This is a genomic window from Lacisediminihabitans sp. (genome assembly GCF_036569425.1).
In the GTDB taxonomy this organism is placed as follows: domain Bacteria; phylum Actinomycetota; class Actinomycetes; order Actinomycetales; family Microbacteriaceae; genus Lacisediminihabitans.
On sequence record NZ_DATCQQ010000018.1, the window covers coordinates 1 to 14,010 of the forward strand.

The 14,010-nt window shown below is 69.0% G+C and carries 14 protein-coding genes; all 14 read right to left on the reverse strand.

Annotation, left to right across the window (positions count from 1 at the left end; all coding sequences use genetic code 11):
* The coding region (gene carB, locus VIM54_RS02650; RefSeq protein WP_331898943.1) for a carbamoyl-phosphate synthase large subunit at window positions 1-2,519 on the reverse strand (2,519 nt) is incomplete at its 3' end.
* Window positions 2,519-3,670 carry a glutamine-hydrolyzing carbamoyl-phosphate synthase small subunit gene (gene carA / locus VIM54_RS02655; protein ID WP_414673155.1) on the reverse strand — a complete coding sequence of 384 codons (1,152 nt, stop codon included), beginning with the start codon at window positions 3,668-3,670 and terminating at the stop codon, window positions 2,519-2,521. The genes carB and carA, both read right to left, overlap by 1 nt.
* A complete protein-coding gene (locus VIM54_RS02660) occupies window positions 3,667-4,170 on the reverse strand; it encodes a hypothetical protein (RefSeq protein ID WP_331898944.1) in 504 nt (167 codons plus the stop codon). Before VIM54_RS02660 ends, carA begins: the two co-directional genes overlap by 4 nt.
* A gap of 4 nt (window positions 4,171-4,174) precedes the next feature.
* The gene (locus VIM54_RS02665; RefSeq protein WP_331898945.1) at window positions 4,175-5,530 is read right to left on the reverse strand and encodes a dihydroorotase; all 1,356 of its coding nucleotides are present in this window, start codon (window positions 5,528-5,530) and stop codon (window positions 4,175-4,177) included.
* A complete protein-coding gene (locus VIM54_RS02670) occupies window positions 5,527-6,477 on the reverse strand; it encodes an aspartate carbamoyltransferase catalytic subunit (RefSeq protein ID WP_331898946.1) in 951 nt (316 codons plus the stop codon). The genes VIM54_RS02665 and VIM54_RS02670 overlap by 4 nt, the downstream gene beginning before the upstream one ends.
* Window positions 6,474-7,013, reverse strand: coding sequence for a bifunctional pyr operon transcriptional regulator/uracil phosphoribosyltransferase PyrR (pyrR, locus tag VIM54_RS02675; protein WP_331898947.1), 540 nt, complete (start codon window positions 7,011-7,013; stop codon window positions 6,474-6,476). The genes VIM54_RS02670 and pyrR overlap by 4 nt, the downstream gene beginning before the upstream one ends.
* Before the next feature lie 184 nt (window positions 7,014-7,197).
* Window positions 7,198-7,611, reverse strand: coding sequence for a transcription antitermination factor NusB (nusB, locus tag VIM54_RS02680; protein ID WP_331898948.1), 414 nt, complete (start codon window positions 7,609-7,611; stop codon window positions 7,198-7,200).
* On the reverse strand, window positions 7,611-8,171 hold the full coding sequence (gene efp / locus VIM54_RS02685) for an elongation factor P (protein ID WP_331898949.1): 561 nt from the start codon (window positions 8,169-8,171) through the stop codon (window positions 7,611-7,613). The genes nusB and efp overlap by 1 nt, the downstream gene beginning before the upstream one ends.
* Window positions 8,172-8,266: 95 nt before the next feature.
* Window positions 8,267-8,707, reverse strand: a complete 441-nt coding sequence (locus VIM54_RS02690) for a type II 3-dehydroquinate dehydratase (protein WP_331898950.1) — start codon at window positions 8,705-8,707, stop codon at window positions 8,267-8,269.
* A 285-nt stretch (window positions 8,708-8,992) separates the two neighbouring features.
* Complete coding sequence (gene aroB, locus VIM54_RS02695; RefSeq protein WP_331898951.1) at window positions 8,993-10,069, reverse strand: 3-dehydroquinate synthase; 1,077 nt, start codon at window positions 10,067-10,069, stop codon at window positions 8,993-8,995.
* Window positions 10,066-10,590, reverse strand: a complete 525-nt coding sequence (locus VIM54_RS02700; protein WP_331898952.1) for a shikimate kinase — start codon at window positions 10,588-10,590, stop codon at window positions 10,066-10,068. Before VIM54_RS02700 ends, aroB begins: the two co-directional genes overlap by 4 nt.
* A complete protein-coding gene (gene aroC, locus VIM54_RS02705; protein ID WP_331898953.1) occupies window positions 10,587-11,801 on the reverse strand; it encodes a chorismate synthase in 1,215 nt (404 codons plus the stop codon). Before aroC ends, VIM54_RS02700 begins: the two co-directional genes overlap by 4 nt.
* A 45-nt stretch (window positions 11,802-11,846) precedes the next feature.
* Window positions 11,847-12,710 carry a shikimate dehydrogenase gene (locus tag VIM54_RS02710; protein WP_331898954.1) on the reverse strand — a complete coding sequence of 288 codons (864 nt, stop codon included), beginning with the start codon at window positions 12,708-12,710 and terminating at the stop codon, window positions 11,847-11,849.
* On the reverse strand, window positions 12,707-14,008 hold the full coding sequence (gene mltG / locus VIM54_RS02715) for an endolytic transglycosylase MltG (protein ID WP_331898955.1): 1,302 nt from the start codon (window positions 14,006-14,008) through the stop codon (window positions 12,707-12,709). Before mltG ends, VIM54_RS02710 begins: the two co-directional genes overlap by 4 nt.
* Window positions 14,009-14,010: the final 2 nt, after the last annotated feature.

Below are 14,010 nucleotides of genomic sequence, written 5' to 3' on the forward strand. Positions count from 1 at the left end.
AGCACGTAGAGCACGTCGGAGACGAGCGCGAACTGGATGTTGATCAGCCCCCGGACGCCCACGCCCCGCGCGATCGCCTCGGTGGACCTGCGGATGCGTTCGAGCTCGGACACCGACAGCGTCACGGGCGGCAGCACGCACGCCGAGTCGCCGGAGTGGATGCCGGCCTCCTCGATGTGCTCCATGACGCCGCCGACGTAGAGCTCGGTGCCGTCGTAAAGAGCGTCGATGTCGATCTCGATCGCGTCGTCGAGGAAGCGGTCGACGAGCAGCGGATGCCCGGGGCCGACGATCCCCTGATCGGCGATGCGGCCGAAGTAGTCGAGCAGCGATGGGCTGTCGTAGACGATCTCCATGCCCCGGCCGCCGAGAACGTATGAAGGACGCACGAGCACGGGGTAGCCGATCTCCTCGGCGACCACGACGGCCTCCCGGTAGTCGGTGGCGGTGCCGTTGCGCGGGGCGACGAGGCCGGCCGCGTCGAGGATGCCCTGGAACAGGCCTCGCTCCTCGGCGAGGTCGATGGCCTCGGGAGTCGTGCCGAGGATCGTGACGCCGGCCGCCTTGAGGCCCTTCGCGAGCCCGAGCGCGGTCTGGCCGCCGAGCTGCACGATCACGCCGACGAGCTCGCCGCTCTGGCTCTCCGCGTGCACGACCTCGAGCACGTCCTCCAGGGTGAGCGGCTCGAAGTAGAGGCGGTCGCTCGTGTCGTAGTCGGTGGAGACCGTCTCGGGGTTGCAGTTGATCATGATCGTCTCGAAGCCGGCATCCGAGAGCGCAAAGCTCGCGTGCACGCAGGAGTAGTCGAACTCGACGCCCTGGCCGATGCGGTTCGGGCCGGAACCGAGGATCACGACCTTCTGCCGGTCGCTTGGCCGCACCTCGGTCTCCTGGTCGTAGCTGGAGTAGTGGTACGGGGTGAGGGCGGGGAACTCGCCGGCGCAGGTGTCGACCGTCTTGAAGACCGGGCGCACGCCGAACGCGTGGCGGATCACGCGCACCTCGGACTCGGTGAGCCCGCGGAGGGCGGCGATCTGCACGTCGCTGAAGCCGTGGTCCTTCGCGAGCCTCAACAGGGACGCGTCGAGCGGGCGGAACGACCCGATCTCCTCGGCGACCTCGTTGATCAGCACGATCTGGTCGATGAACCATGGGTCGATCTTCGTCGACTCGAAGACCTCGTCGATCGTGGCCCCGGCGCGGAGCGCCTGCTGCACGGTGACAATGCGGCCGTCGGTGGGCACCGCGGCGATCGCGAGCAGCTCATCCTTGTCGCCGGGAACGCCGTCCCAGTGGAAGCTCGACCCGCGCTTCTCGAGCGACCGAAGCGCCTTCTGCAGCGCGGTGGAGTAGTTGCGGCCGATTGCCATCGCCTCGCCGACCGACTTCATGGTGGTGGTGAGGGTGGCGTCGGCGGCCGGGAACTTCTCGAAGGCGAACCGCGGCACCTTCACCACCACGTAGTCGAGGGTGGGTTCGAAGCTCGCCGGGGTGACCTTCGTGATGTCGTTGGGAATCTCGTCGAGCCGGTAGCCGATCGCGAGCTTGGCGGCGATCTTGGCGATCGGGAAGCCGGTGGCCTTGGAGGCGAGGGCGCTCGACCGGGAGACCCGCGGGTTCATCTCGATGACGATGACGCGGCCGTTCGCCGGGTCGATCGCGAACTGGATGTTGCAGCCGCCGGTGTCGACGCCGACGGCGCGGATGATGTCGATGCCGATGTCACGGAGGTTCTGGTACTCGCGGTCGGTGAGGGTGAGGGCGGGTGCGACGGTGATCGAGTCGCCGGTGTGCACACCGACCGGGTCCACATTCTCGATCGAGCATACGACGACGGTGTTGTCGGCGGTGTCGCGCATGAGCTCTAGCTCGTATTCCTTCCAGCCGAGGATCGACTCCTCGAGCAGCACCTCGCTCGTCGGGCTCTGGTGCAGGCCGTCGCCGACCATGCGCACCAGTTCGGCCTCCGTGTACGCGAATCCGGAACCGAGTCCGCCCATGGTGAACGACGGGCGGATCACGAGCGGGTAGCCGAGGTCCTTGGCGAACTCGATGGCCTCGCCCACCGTGTGGGCGATGTGACTGCGGGCGACATCCGCCCCGGCGTCGAGCACGAGCTGCTTGAAGATCTGGCGATCCTCGCCCTTGTTGATCGCCTCGAAGTTGGCGCCGATGAGCTCGACGTCGTACTTCTCGAGGATGCCGTGGTTGTGCAGGTCGATCGCCGCGTTGAGCGCGGTCTGGCCGCCGAGGGTCGGCAGGATCGCGTCAGGACGCTCCTTGGCGATGATCGTCTCGATCACCTGCCAGGTGATCGGCTCGACGTAAGTCGCGTCGGCGAAGTCCGGGTCGGTCATGATCGTGGCGGGGTTCGAGTTGATGAGGATCACCCGCACGCCCTCCTCGCGCAGCACTCGGCAGGCCTGGGTGCCCGAGTAGTCGAATTCGCAGGCCTGGCCGATCACGATCGGGCCTGAGCCGATCACGAGAACCGAGGTGATGTCGTCGCGCTTGGGCATTACTTGCTTTCCGTCTCTGCGGCCTTGACGGCGAGAATGAGGTCCCTGAACCGGTCGAACAGGTAGTTGGCGTCGTGCGGTCCTGCGGCCGCCTCCGGGTGGTATTGCACCGAGAAGGCGGGGATGTCGAGGGCGTTGAGTCCCTCGACGACGTTGTCGTTGAGGTTGACGTGGCTCACCTCGACGCGCCCGAACCCGGCCGGCGAGTCGAAGACCCCGTCGAGCGGGGCGTCGACGGCGAACCCGTGATTGTGGGCCGTGATCTCCACCCGGCCCGTGACCTTGTCGAGCACCGGCTGGTTGATGCCTCGGTGGCCGAAGGGCAGCTTGTAGGTGGAAAGTCCAAGCGCGCGGCCGAGCAGCTGGTTTCCAAAGCAGATCCCGAAGAACGGCAGGCCATTGCGCAGCACCGCCCGCAGCAGCTCGACGTGGTCGCCGGAGGCTGCGGGGTCGCCCGGTCCGTTCGAGTAGAAGACCGCATCCGGGTGCAGCGCGAACAGCTCATCGGCGGTGATCGACTGTGGCAGCACGTGCACGTCGAGGCCGCGCGATGCCAGGTAGCGCAGGGTCGAGTCCTTCACGCCGAGGTCGAGCACGGCCACCGAGCCGATGCGCTCGGATGTCGCGGGGAGCGTCTTGGGCACGGTCACCGACACCCGCGCCGACAGGTTGAGTCCCTGCATCTGCGCCCCGGCGCGCACGATGGCGAGCTGCTCGGCAGCGCCGAGGGCCGCCTCGGCGCCGGAGAAGATTCCGGAGCGCATCGCCCCGGCATCCCTCAACCGGCGGGTGACGGCCCGCGTGTCCACCCCGCTGATGCCCACGACGCCCTGCTCCACGAGCTGGTCGTCGAGGCTGCCGTTCGCGCGGTAGTTGGACACGATGCGCGACGGGTCGCGCACCACGAAACCGGACACCCAGACGCGGTCGGACTCCCGGTCCTCGTCGTTCACCCCGGTGTTGCCGATGTGCGGGGCCGTCATCATCACGATCTGCCCGGCGTATGAGGGATCGGTGATGGTCTCCTGGTAGCCGGTCATCCCGGTGGCGAAGACCGCCTCGCCGAGGGCTCGTCCTCTGGCGCCGTACGCGTTGCCGTCGTAGCGGGTGCCGTCTTCGAGCACGAGGACGGCGGGTTCGAAACGCGTCACGATGCCTCACTTCCATGGGTTTGAGAGCGGTCGAGCAGTCGCTCGACCGCCTCGATGATCGGGGTCGGGTCTGCCTGCTCGGCGACGCGGAGGTAGCTGTCGACCTCCGTCGTGCCCAGGGTCCAGGCGATGAGAATGAGTCCGCCGGTCTCGACCACCCTGTCGATGGTCCAGGTGGCGCGCTCCACGCCGCGGAGCGATTCGGCGGGGAAGAAGGCCTCCGGCTCGCCGGCGATGCCGAGCACGATGCCGCGCTCGGCCACGGTGACCGTCGCGCGCGCGCGGAAGCCCAGTCCGCCCACGGCGATGCGTTCGAGGGGCTGACCCGCGACAGTGGTGGCCACGTAGAACACGTCGGCGGAGGCGAGCACGGCGCCGATCTCGGCGGGCACGGCGAGCGGCCGTGGGACATGGGACTGCCGCCGTTGGCGGGCCCGCCAGCCGATGGCCATCCCGGCGAGGGCGAGCACGATGACGGCCACCACGATCGAGGTCGACACGGCCCTATCCATTGCGCACCCCCGCCGCGCGAGCCGTGGCCGCCGAGGCGAACCGGGCGACCGCATCCGCCTCGACGAGTTCGCCGTCGAGCACCGTCGCGTATCCGTCGTGGATCGTCGCGACCACCCGCCCCGGCAGCGTCGTCTCGAGGTACGGGGAGTTGAGACCCTTGCCGCGCAGGCGGCTCGTGTCGAAGACCCGGCTCGCCGACGCGTCGTAGAGGGTGAACTCGGCCGGGGCGCCCACCGCGATTCCGCGGTCGTAGCCATCGAGCCTGCCGATCGCCGCCGGCGCGCGGGAGAACACCCTGGCCACGTCAGACCAGTCGAGCAGTCCGGTGTCCACGACCGAGGCCTGCACCACGGACAGCGCGGATTCGAGGCCGACCATGCCGAACGCCGCGGCCTCCCACTCGCAGTCCTTCGCCTCCACCGGATGCGGCGCGTGGTCGGTCGCCACGATGTCGATGGTGCCGTCGGCAAGACCAGCCCGCACGGCGTGCACGTCCTCGTCGCGACGCAGGGGCGGGTTGACCTTGTATCGGGAGTCGTAGCCGCTCGCGAGCTGTTCGGTGAGCAGCAGGTGGTGCGGGGTGACCTCGGCGGTCACGGCGATGCCGCGTGCCTTCGCCCAGCGCACCACGTCAACCGAGCCGGCGGTCGACAGGTGGCAGATGTGAAGCCGGGCGCCGACGTGCTGGGCGAGCAGCACGTCCCTCGCGATGATCGACTCTTCCGCCACGGCCGGCCAGCCGGCCAGGCCGAGCTCGCCGGAGAGGGTGCCCTCGTTCATCTGCGCGCCCTCGGTGAGCCGCGGTTCCTGCGCGTGCTGGGCGACCACTCCCCCGAACGTCGTGACGTACTCGAGCGCGCGGCGCATGAGCAGGGCATCCGACACGCACTTGCCGTCGTCGGAGAACACGCGCACCCGCGCCCGGCTGTTGGCCATCGCGCCGATCTCGGCGAGCTGTTTGCCCTCAAGCCCGACGGTGACGGCGCCGATCGGCCGCACGGTGACGTACCCGGCGGCCACGCCGAGGGCCTGCACCTGCTCGACCACGCCCGCGGTGTCGGCGACGGGCGAGGTGTTCGCCATGGCGTGCACGGCCGTGAAGCCGCCGATAGCCGCGGCCCGTGAGCCGGTGAGCACCGTCTCGCTCTGCTCGAACCCGGGCTCGCGCAGGTGCGTGTGCAGGTCGACGAGGCCGGGCAGGGCGATGAGGCCGTCGGCGTCGATCAGGTGGTCCGCCGAGGCGAAGATGGCCTTGCCGAGCTCGGCAATCACGCCGGCCCGCACGAGGATGTCGGTGCGGGTGCCGTCCGCGAGGGTCGCTCCCCGCACCAGGATGGTTTCGGTCATGACAGGGTCCTTTCGCCGGAGAGCAGAAGGTAGAGCACTGCCATCCTCACCGACACTCCGTTGGCGACCTGCTCCAGCACGGTCGATCGGGGCGAGTCGGCGGCTCCCGCTGAGATTTCGAGGCCGCGATTCATCGGCCCGGGGTGCATCACAATGCTATCCGCGCCGAGCCGGCCGAGACGATCGTCGTCGAGGCCCCACTGCCGCGAATACTCGCGCGCGTTCGGGAAGAACGCCGCGTGCATCCGCTCGGACTGGATGCGCAGCATCATCACGACATCGGCCTGCCCGGCGAGAGCCTCATCGAGGTCGTACAGCACGGCCACCGGCCACTCGCCGACGCCGATCGGCAGGAGGGTGGCCGGCGCCACGAGCGTGACCGAGGCGCCGAGCGCCGTGAGCAGCCAGACGTTCGAGCGGGCGACGCGGGAGTGCAGGATGTCGCCCACGATCGTCACCGTGACGCCGTCGAGGCCGCGGCCGCGGGACGCCGGGCCGTGCAGTCTGCGGCGGATGGTGAAGGCGTCGAGCAGGGCCTGGGTGGGGTGTTCGTGCGTGCCATCGCCCGCGTTGACGATGGCCGCATCGATCCACCCGGCGTTGGCGAGCACGAGCGGCGCGCCGGAGGACCCGTGCCGGATCACCACGGCGTCTGCTCCGATGGCGGCGAGGGTCTGTGCGGTGTCCTTGAGGCTCTCGCCCTTCGAGACGCTCGAGCCCTTCGCGCTGAAGTTGATGACATCCGCGCTCAGCCGCTTCGCGGCGGCCTCGAAGGAGATTCGAGTACGGGTGGAATCCTCGAAAAAGAGGTTCACGACGGTCTTGCCGCGCAGGGTGGGGAGCTTCTTCACCTCGCGGTCGGCGACGTCGGCCATGTCCTCCGCCACGTCCAGGATGGCGATCGCCTCGTCACGGGACAGGTCGCGCGTGCTCAGCAGGTGCCTCATGATCCGCTCTCCTCGATCGATACGAACTCGTCGCCGTCGATCTCCTGCAGGTGCACGTTGATGCGCTCGCTCTGCGACGACGGCAGGTTCTTTCCCACGAAGTCCGGACGGATCGGCAGTTCGCGATGGCCGCGGTCGATGAGGGTCGCGAGGCGCACGATGCTCGGCCGGCCGATGCTGCCGAGGGCGTCGAGGGCGGCGCGGATGGTGCGGCCGGAGTAGAGCACATCGTCGACGAGAACCACCGTCTTGCCGTCGATTCCGCCCGGCGGAACCTGGGTGGGCGAGGGCGCACGGGTGGGGTTGCGGCCGAGGTCGTCCCGGTACAGCGTCACGTCGAGGGCGCCGACCGGCACGACCGTGCCGGAGATCTCCCGCAGCAGGCCGACGATGCGATCGGCGAGCACGACCCCGCGCGTGGGGATGCCGAGGATGACGAGGTCGTCCGGTCCCCGATTGGACTCAAGGATCTCGTGGGAGATGCGAGTCAACGCTCGGGTGATATCAGCTTGCTGGAGCACGATTCGTGCGGGCAATCTGACCTCCTTCCCCGCCTCTCTGGACGGAAGTTAAAGGATGTCTGTTTCGTTCACTATACCGGGCGCCCGCTCCTTGCGCTTCTCCGGAGGTTTGGCGCTCGAGGCGGCCCAAATGGCCGAAGTGGGGCCAGATCGGATGCCCAGCGGCGAAACCTCCGGAGAAACGCGGATGCGCGGCGGGTCAGACGTGCAGCTGGGCGATTCGGCCGAGCAGCCCGTTCACGAATCCCGCCGAGTCCTCTGTGCTGTACTCCTGCGCGGCCTCGACGGCCTCGGAGATGGCCACGCCATCCGGAATCTCGTCGTTGAACATGATCTCCCAGATGCCGATGCGAAGGATCGCACGATCGAGAACCGGCATACGGTTGATGGTCCAGCCCTGGGCATGGGTCTCGATGAGCTCGTCGATCTCGTCGCCGTGCTCGGCGATGCCCTCCACGATCTCGCGAGCGTAGGTCCAGGACGCCCAACGGTCGGGTTCGCCCTTCGCGCGCTCCGCCTCGACGGCGATCGCGGAGTTGAGCGAGATCTCGCGCACGTCTGCCCCGTAGAGCAGGTCGATCGCGCGCTTGCGTGCCTTGGTGCGGGCGCCCACTAGTTTACGCGGCCGAGGTAGCTGCCGTCGCGCGTGTCGACCTTGACCTTGGTGCCCAGCTCGAGGAACAGCGGCACCTGGATCTGGTAGCCGGTCTCCACCGTGGCGGGCTTCGTGCCGCCGGTCGAGCGGTCGCCCTGGAGGCCCGGCTCGGTGTACGTGATTTCGAGCACGACGGATGCGGGAAGCTCCACGTAGAGCGGGTCGCCGTTGTGCAGGGCGATCGTCACGTTCTGGTTCTCCAGCATGAAGTTGGACGCGTCGCCGACCTGGGCGGCCGACAGGGTGATCTGGTCGTAGTTGCCTACGTCCATGAACACGTAGTTCTCGCCGTCGGCGTACAGGTACTGGAACTCCGAGCGGTCGACCGTCTCGGTCTCGATCTTCGCGCCGGCGTTGAACGTGCGGTCGACGACCTTGCCACTCATGACGTTCTTGACCTTGGTGCGCACGAACGCGCCGCCCTTGCCGGGCTTCACGTGCTGGAAGTCGATCACGGTCCAGAGCTGGCCGTCCATGTTGAGAACGACGCCGTTCCTGATGTCAGCTGTTGAGGCCATGGCTGTAGAAATCCGTTCTGGAGGGGAAAGGTTGGTGGGCGCACAGGCGCCGAAACCACGAGTTTACCGGCTCAGCGCACCGCGCAGGGCATCCGCTAGCCGAGGAGCCTGTTTACGGCGTCGAGGGCGAGCAGGTACGAGTCGAAACCGAAGCCCGCGATCACCCCGGTGGCGACACCGGAGATAACGCTGTTGTGGCGGAATTCCTCGCGCGCGTGCGGGTTGGAGATGTGCACCTCGACGAGGATCAGGCCCGCCTTGGTGACCATGGCCGCCGCATCCCGAAGAGCGTACGAGTAGTGCGTGAACGCCGCCGGGTTGAGGATCACCGGGCTGGCCGTGTCGACCGCCTCGTATAGCCAGCCGATCAGCTCCGCCTCGTCGTTGGTCTGGCGCAGGTCGATGGCGTGGCCGGGAGGGGCCTCGGCGTCGAGCCTGGCCCGCAGGTCGTCGAGGGTGCCGCTGCCGTAGACGTCCGGTTCCCGGCTGCCGAGGCGACCGAGGTTGGGACCGTTGAGTACGAGGATGCTGCCCATGGTTGTCGAGCCTACCGGGCGACATCCGGTTGCCGGCCGCCGCGAGTCGCACGCCGACCCGCGTTGCGCGTTGCCGACCCGCGTTTCTCGTTGCCGACCCGCATTTCGCGTTGCCGACCCGCGTTGCGCGTTGCCGACCCGCGTTGCGGGTTGCCGACCCGCGTTTCTCCGGAGGTTCGGCTTCCTGGGCATCCGTTTTGGCCCGATTTCGGGCATATTGCCGGCTCGAGCCCCAAACATCCGGAGAAACGCGTGCAGGGCCAACGCGGAGGACGCCCGGCGATGCTACGAGCCGATCTCCTGGTATGCCGCGAAGAGCAGGCTCTCGTCCGGCCCGGTGAGAGTCGTCGGCTTGGCGATGTCGTCGAGCACGATGAACCTCAGCAGGGCCCCGCGCGCCTTCTTGTCGCGCTTCATCACCGAGAGCAGGGTGCTCCAGCGCCCGGCCGGGTAGCTGATCGGCAGTTGCAGGGAGGTCAGGATGCTGCGGTGCCGGTCGACCACCTCGTCGGACAGCCGACCGGTGAGTCGCGCGAGCTCCGCCGCGTAGACCATGCCGATCGCGACCGCGGCCCCGTGCCGCCACTGGAACCGTTCGGCGTATTCGATGGCGTGGCCGAGGGTGTGGCCGTAGTTGAGTATCTCCCGCAGCCCTGACTCCTTGAGGTCGTGGCCGACGACTCGTGCCTTGATGCCGATCGACAGCTCGACGAGCCGGCGGAACTCGTCGGACCGGGGATCGGTCGCGATCTCGACAGAACGCTCGATGATGTCGAGTATCTCCGGCTCGGCGATGAACCCGTACTTCACGACCTCGCCGAAGCCGGCCAGTATCTCCATCTGGCTGATGCCGTCGAGGGTGTCGAGGTCCACCACGACTCCGGCCGGCGGGTAGAAGGCGCCCACGAGGTTCTTGCCCTCCGCGGTGTTGATTCCGGTCTTGCCGCCGATGGCCGCGTCGACCATGCCGAGGAGCGTCGTCGGCACATTGACGAGCCGCACCCCCCGCAGCCAGGTCGCGGCGACGAAGCCGGCGAGGTCGGTGACCGAGCCGCCTCCGAAGCCGATCACGGCATCCGTGCGGGTAAAGTCCGCCTGCCCCATCACCTGCCAGCAGAACGCGGCGACCTCCACGCGCTTTCCGGTCTCGGCATCCGGGATCTCGGCGAGCAGCACCTCGTAGTCGCCGGTGAGGCTCTCCCGCAGGGCCGCCGCCCGCGCGCCGAGCGTCGGCGGATGCACGATGAGCACCTTCCGCGCGTTCGGCCCGATGATGCCGGGGAGGCGATCGAGGATGTTGCGCCCGACGATGACGTCGTAGACGTCGGCTCCGGGGACGGTGATGGTGGTGACGTTGCTCACTCTGATTCCTTCGTCGGGTCGCCGGCCGAGACCCAGTCGGCGATTTCGGTCGCGATCGAGTCGATCGGTCTGCTCGAGGTGTCCCAGGTAGCGGACGCGAGCCGCTCGTAGATCTCACGGCGAGCCTCGACGAGCCTGGACCACGCCTCGATGCCGCCCGCGACGAGCGGTCTGGCCGACCCGGCGATGCGCGCCTCCACCGCCTCCGGACTCACGGTCACGAGAACCACCCGGTGCGCCGCCAGTTCGCGCTGGGTGTCCGGGTTGAGCACCGCTCCCCCGCCGAGGGAGACCACCGCGCGCTCGGTGAGCGCCTGGGCCACCTCCGCGCGTTCGAGCCGACGGAAGTACTCCTCGCCCCGCTGGGCGAAGATCTCGGCGATCGGGCCGTGTTTGGCCACGATGCGGCGGTCGGTGTCGATGAAACTCGCCTTGAGAAGCCGGGCGATGCGCTTGCCGAGCCGCGTCTTCCCCGCGCCGGGCGCACCGATCAGCACGACGTGAGGGCCGGCCTCGCTCACGAACCGAGGTGCGGGTCGGAGGCCGCCGAGGTGCGCAGGTTGCGCGGAATAGCGGCGATGTACCCGTCGAGGTTGCGCCTGGTCTCCGCGATCGAGTCCCCGCCGAACTTCTCGAGCACCGCGTTGGCGAGCACGAGCGCGACCATGGCCTCGGCGACGACGCCCGCCGCCGGCACGGCGCAGACGTCCGAGCGCTGGTGGTGCGCCTCGGCCGGGCCGCCGCCGGCGATGTCGACGGTGCGCAGGGCGTGGGGCACCGTGGAGATGGGCTTCATCCCCGCGCGCACCCGCAGCACCGTTCCGGTGCTCATGCCGCCCTCCGTGCCGCCGGCGCGGTCGCTGGATCGGGCGATGCCGTCATCCGTCTGGAAGAGTTCGTCGTGCGCCTCTGAGCCGCGGCGGGTAGCGGTGAGGAATCCGTCGCCCACCTCGACGCCCTTGATGGCCTGGATGCCCATGAGGGCCGCCGCGAGCTGGGAGTCGAGCCGGCGGTCCCAGTGCGTGTATGAACCGAGGCCGGGCGGCAGGCCGTACGCGAGCACCTCCACGACGCCGCCAAGGGTGTCGCCGTCCTCGTGGGCGGCATCCACCTCGGCGACCATGAGCTCGGAGGTCGCCGCGTCGAAGCAGCGCAGCGGGTCGGCGTCGAGGGCAGCGACATCGGCCGGGCCGGGAAGCGCGCTGCCCTCCGGCGCGCGCACGGAGCCGATAGACAGCGTGTGTGCGAGCAGGTCGATGCCGAGCTCGGCGAGGAACGAGCGAGCGACGGCCCCGAGGGCCACCCGGGCGGCCGTCTCGCGGGCGCTCGCGCGTTCGAGCACGTTGCGCGACTCGTCGAAGCCGTACTTCTGCATGCCGACGAGGTCGGCGTGCCCGGGACGCGGGCGGGTGAGCGGCGCCCCGCGGCCCTTGGGCAGCGACTCCGGGTCCACCGGCTCGGCGCTCATCACGTCGACCCAGCGCGGCCACTCGGTGTTGCCGATCCGCAGGGCGATGGGGCTGCCCATGGTCAGGCCGAACCGCACCCCGCCGCTGATCGTGAGCTCGTCCTGCTCGAACTTCTGCCGTGCACCGCGGCCGTAGCCGAGCGTGCGGCGGTGGAGGTCGGCGCGAATCGCGGCCATTGACACGGGCACGCCGGCCGGCAGACCCTCGAGGATCGCGACCAGTTCCGGACCGTGCGATTCCCCTGCGGTCAACCATCGAAGCATGGTGATAATCCTTGCACAGGGAGAAACTCCCCCCGTGCGCGTGGCCTACTCCGGCACTCCGTAGAGACCGACGGCGGCCCGCATCGCGGCGAAAACCCGATGCTCACCGCGCAGTGCGCGATGCGGATGCCCGCTCACGAAGATGCGCACCTGCATGAGGGCCTGGTTCACGAGCATCTCGATTCCGGGAATCACCCGGCCGCCGGCCTCGAACCACGAGGCCGCGAGGGGCGTCGGCCACGGGTCGTACGCCACCTCGAGCAACACGCTCCTCGCCCGGGTCTCCTCGGTGAACGGGATGTCCAGCTGCGCCGAACCCGGGATGGTGCTGATCACCACGTCAGGCACCACGCTGTCGTCGAGCTCGCTCAACTGCTCGATCTCCACGTCGACGCCGAGCCGCTCGCCCAGGTCGAGGAGCCGCGTCACCCTTCTCGGCGTGCGCGCGGAGATGGCGATTCGTGTCGCTCCGAGCTCGGCGACGGCCGCCATCGCCGAGGCGGCGGTCGCTCCCCCGCCCAGCAGGCGCACCGAGCTGAGCCGGCGCACCCCCACGGACCGAAACGCCTCGCGGAAGCCGTAGACGTCGGTGTTGAATCCGCGCGTGGTGCGGCCGCCGGGGTGCTCGTCGAAGACGACGGTGTTCGCGCCGCCCGTGATCTCCACGTACTCGTCCATCTCGTCGAGCAACGGCAGCACATCGCGCTTAAGCGGCATCGTGAGCGAAAGCCCTCGCCATTCCGGCCCGCAGGAGGCCAGGAACTCCGGCAGGGCATCCGTCGTCACCTCGATCGCCTCGTAGGTCCAGGGCAACCCGAGGGCGGCGTACGCGGCCCGGTGCAGGGCGGGCGACTGGGAGTGCGCGATCGGCGAACCGAGCACCGCGAGCCGACGCTCGACGACGGTCACCCGTCGAACCCCGGGTGGGCGCGCAACCACGCCTGCCACTGTTTGACCGCCGCGTTGTGCTCGGCGAGGGTCGTGGAGAACACCGTCTCCCCCGTCTCGCCGTTCACGAGCACGAAGAAGAGCCAGGTCCCGTCTGCCGGATGCAGCGTTGCCTTGATCGCGTCGTCACCCGGGTTGGAGATCGGCCCGATCGGCAGTCCGGTGTGGGCGTAGGTGTTGTACGGGTTGCCCTTGTCCGCTCGCTGGGCGTCGGTGGTGGAGATCGTCGTGCCTCCAGAGCCGTAGCTCACCGTCGCGTCGGACTGCAGCGGCATGCCGGTCGCGAGCCGGTTGTCCCAGACCCGCGCCACCTTGAAGAAGTCGGCCGAGCTTCCGCCCTCCTTCTGGGTGAGGGCGGCGAGAGTGAGGATCTTGTGGCGGTCGGCTGGCGCCACCCCGTCGGCGTCCAGGTGCTGGAACATCGTGGTGACGAGGGTCTGGAGCACGGCGTGGGCGGTCTGGCCCGGCTCGATCGAGTAGGTGGCCGGAAAGAGGTAGCCCTCGAGGCTCGGCGCCTCCGCGGGCAGGCCGAACGACTTGTAGTCCGCGGCGGCGGCCTCCAGCTGTGCCCCCGAAATGCCGGTGCTCTCGCTCAGGTCGGCGAGACGCTTGATCACGCCCTTGACGGTGATCCCCTCGGGCAACACGAGCCGCGTCGACACCTGGCTCTTCGGATCGAGGAGGGCGGCCAAGGCGGCCTTGGCACTCATCTGCTTCTTGAGCTGGTAACTGCCGGGGTGGAACTGGACCTGGGGGTCCTGCTTCAGCAGGAGCTTGTAGAACGCGGTGTAGGTCTTGGTGACCTCTGCGCTCGCGAGCGTCTTCGCGACATCGGAACCGATCTGCCCGTTGGTGATCGTCACGACGATCTTGCCGGTGCCGGAGCCCGTGTAGTCGATCGGTTCCGCCCAGCCGAGCACCTGCTTGATCTGCGGTTCGAACGTGAAGAAGACGGCGGCCGACGCCCCGCCGAGGAGCACGACAATGCTGATGAGCACCCACAGCCAGGTGAGCCTGCGTCTGCGCTTCGGCGGCAGCCCGTGCTCGTCCACCCGGTCGCCGCCGCGCCTCGCCCGCTCGTGGCGAATGGGCGTCTCGGCGGTCGTCCTGGTCACGCGGCGGCCGGAGCTCTCCCGCGCCTCGCGGCGGCCGGAGCTCTCCCGCGCCTCGCGGCGGTTCTGAGGCGCCGGCCGGGTCTCCGCGGCCGTCGGGCTGGGTTGCGATGTAAAGATGTCATCCCAGCTGGGCTCATCTGCCACGA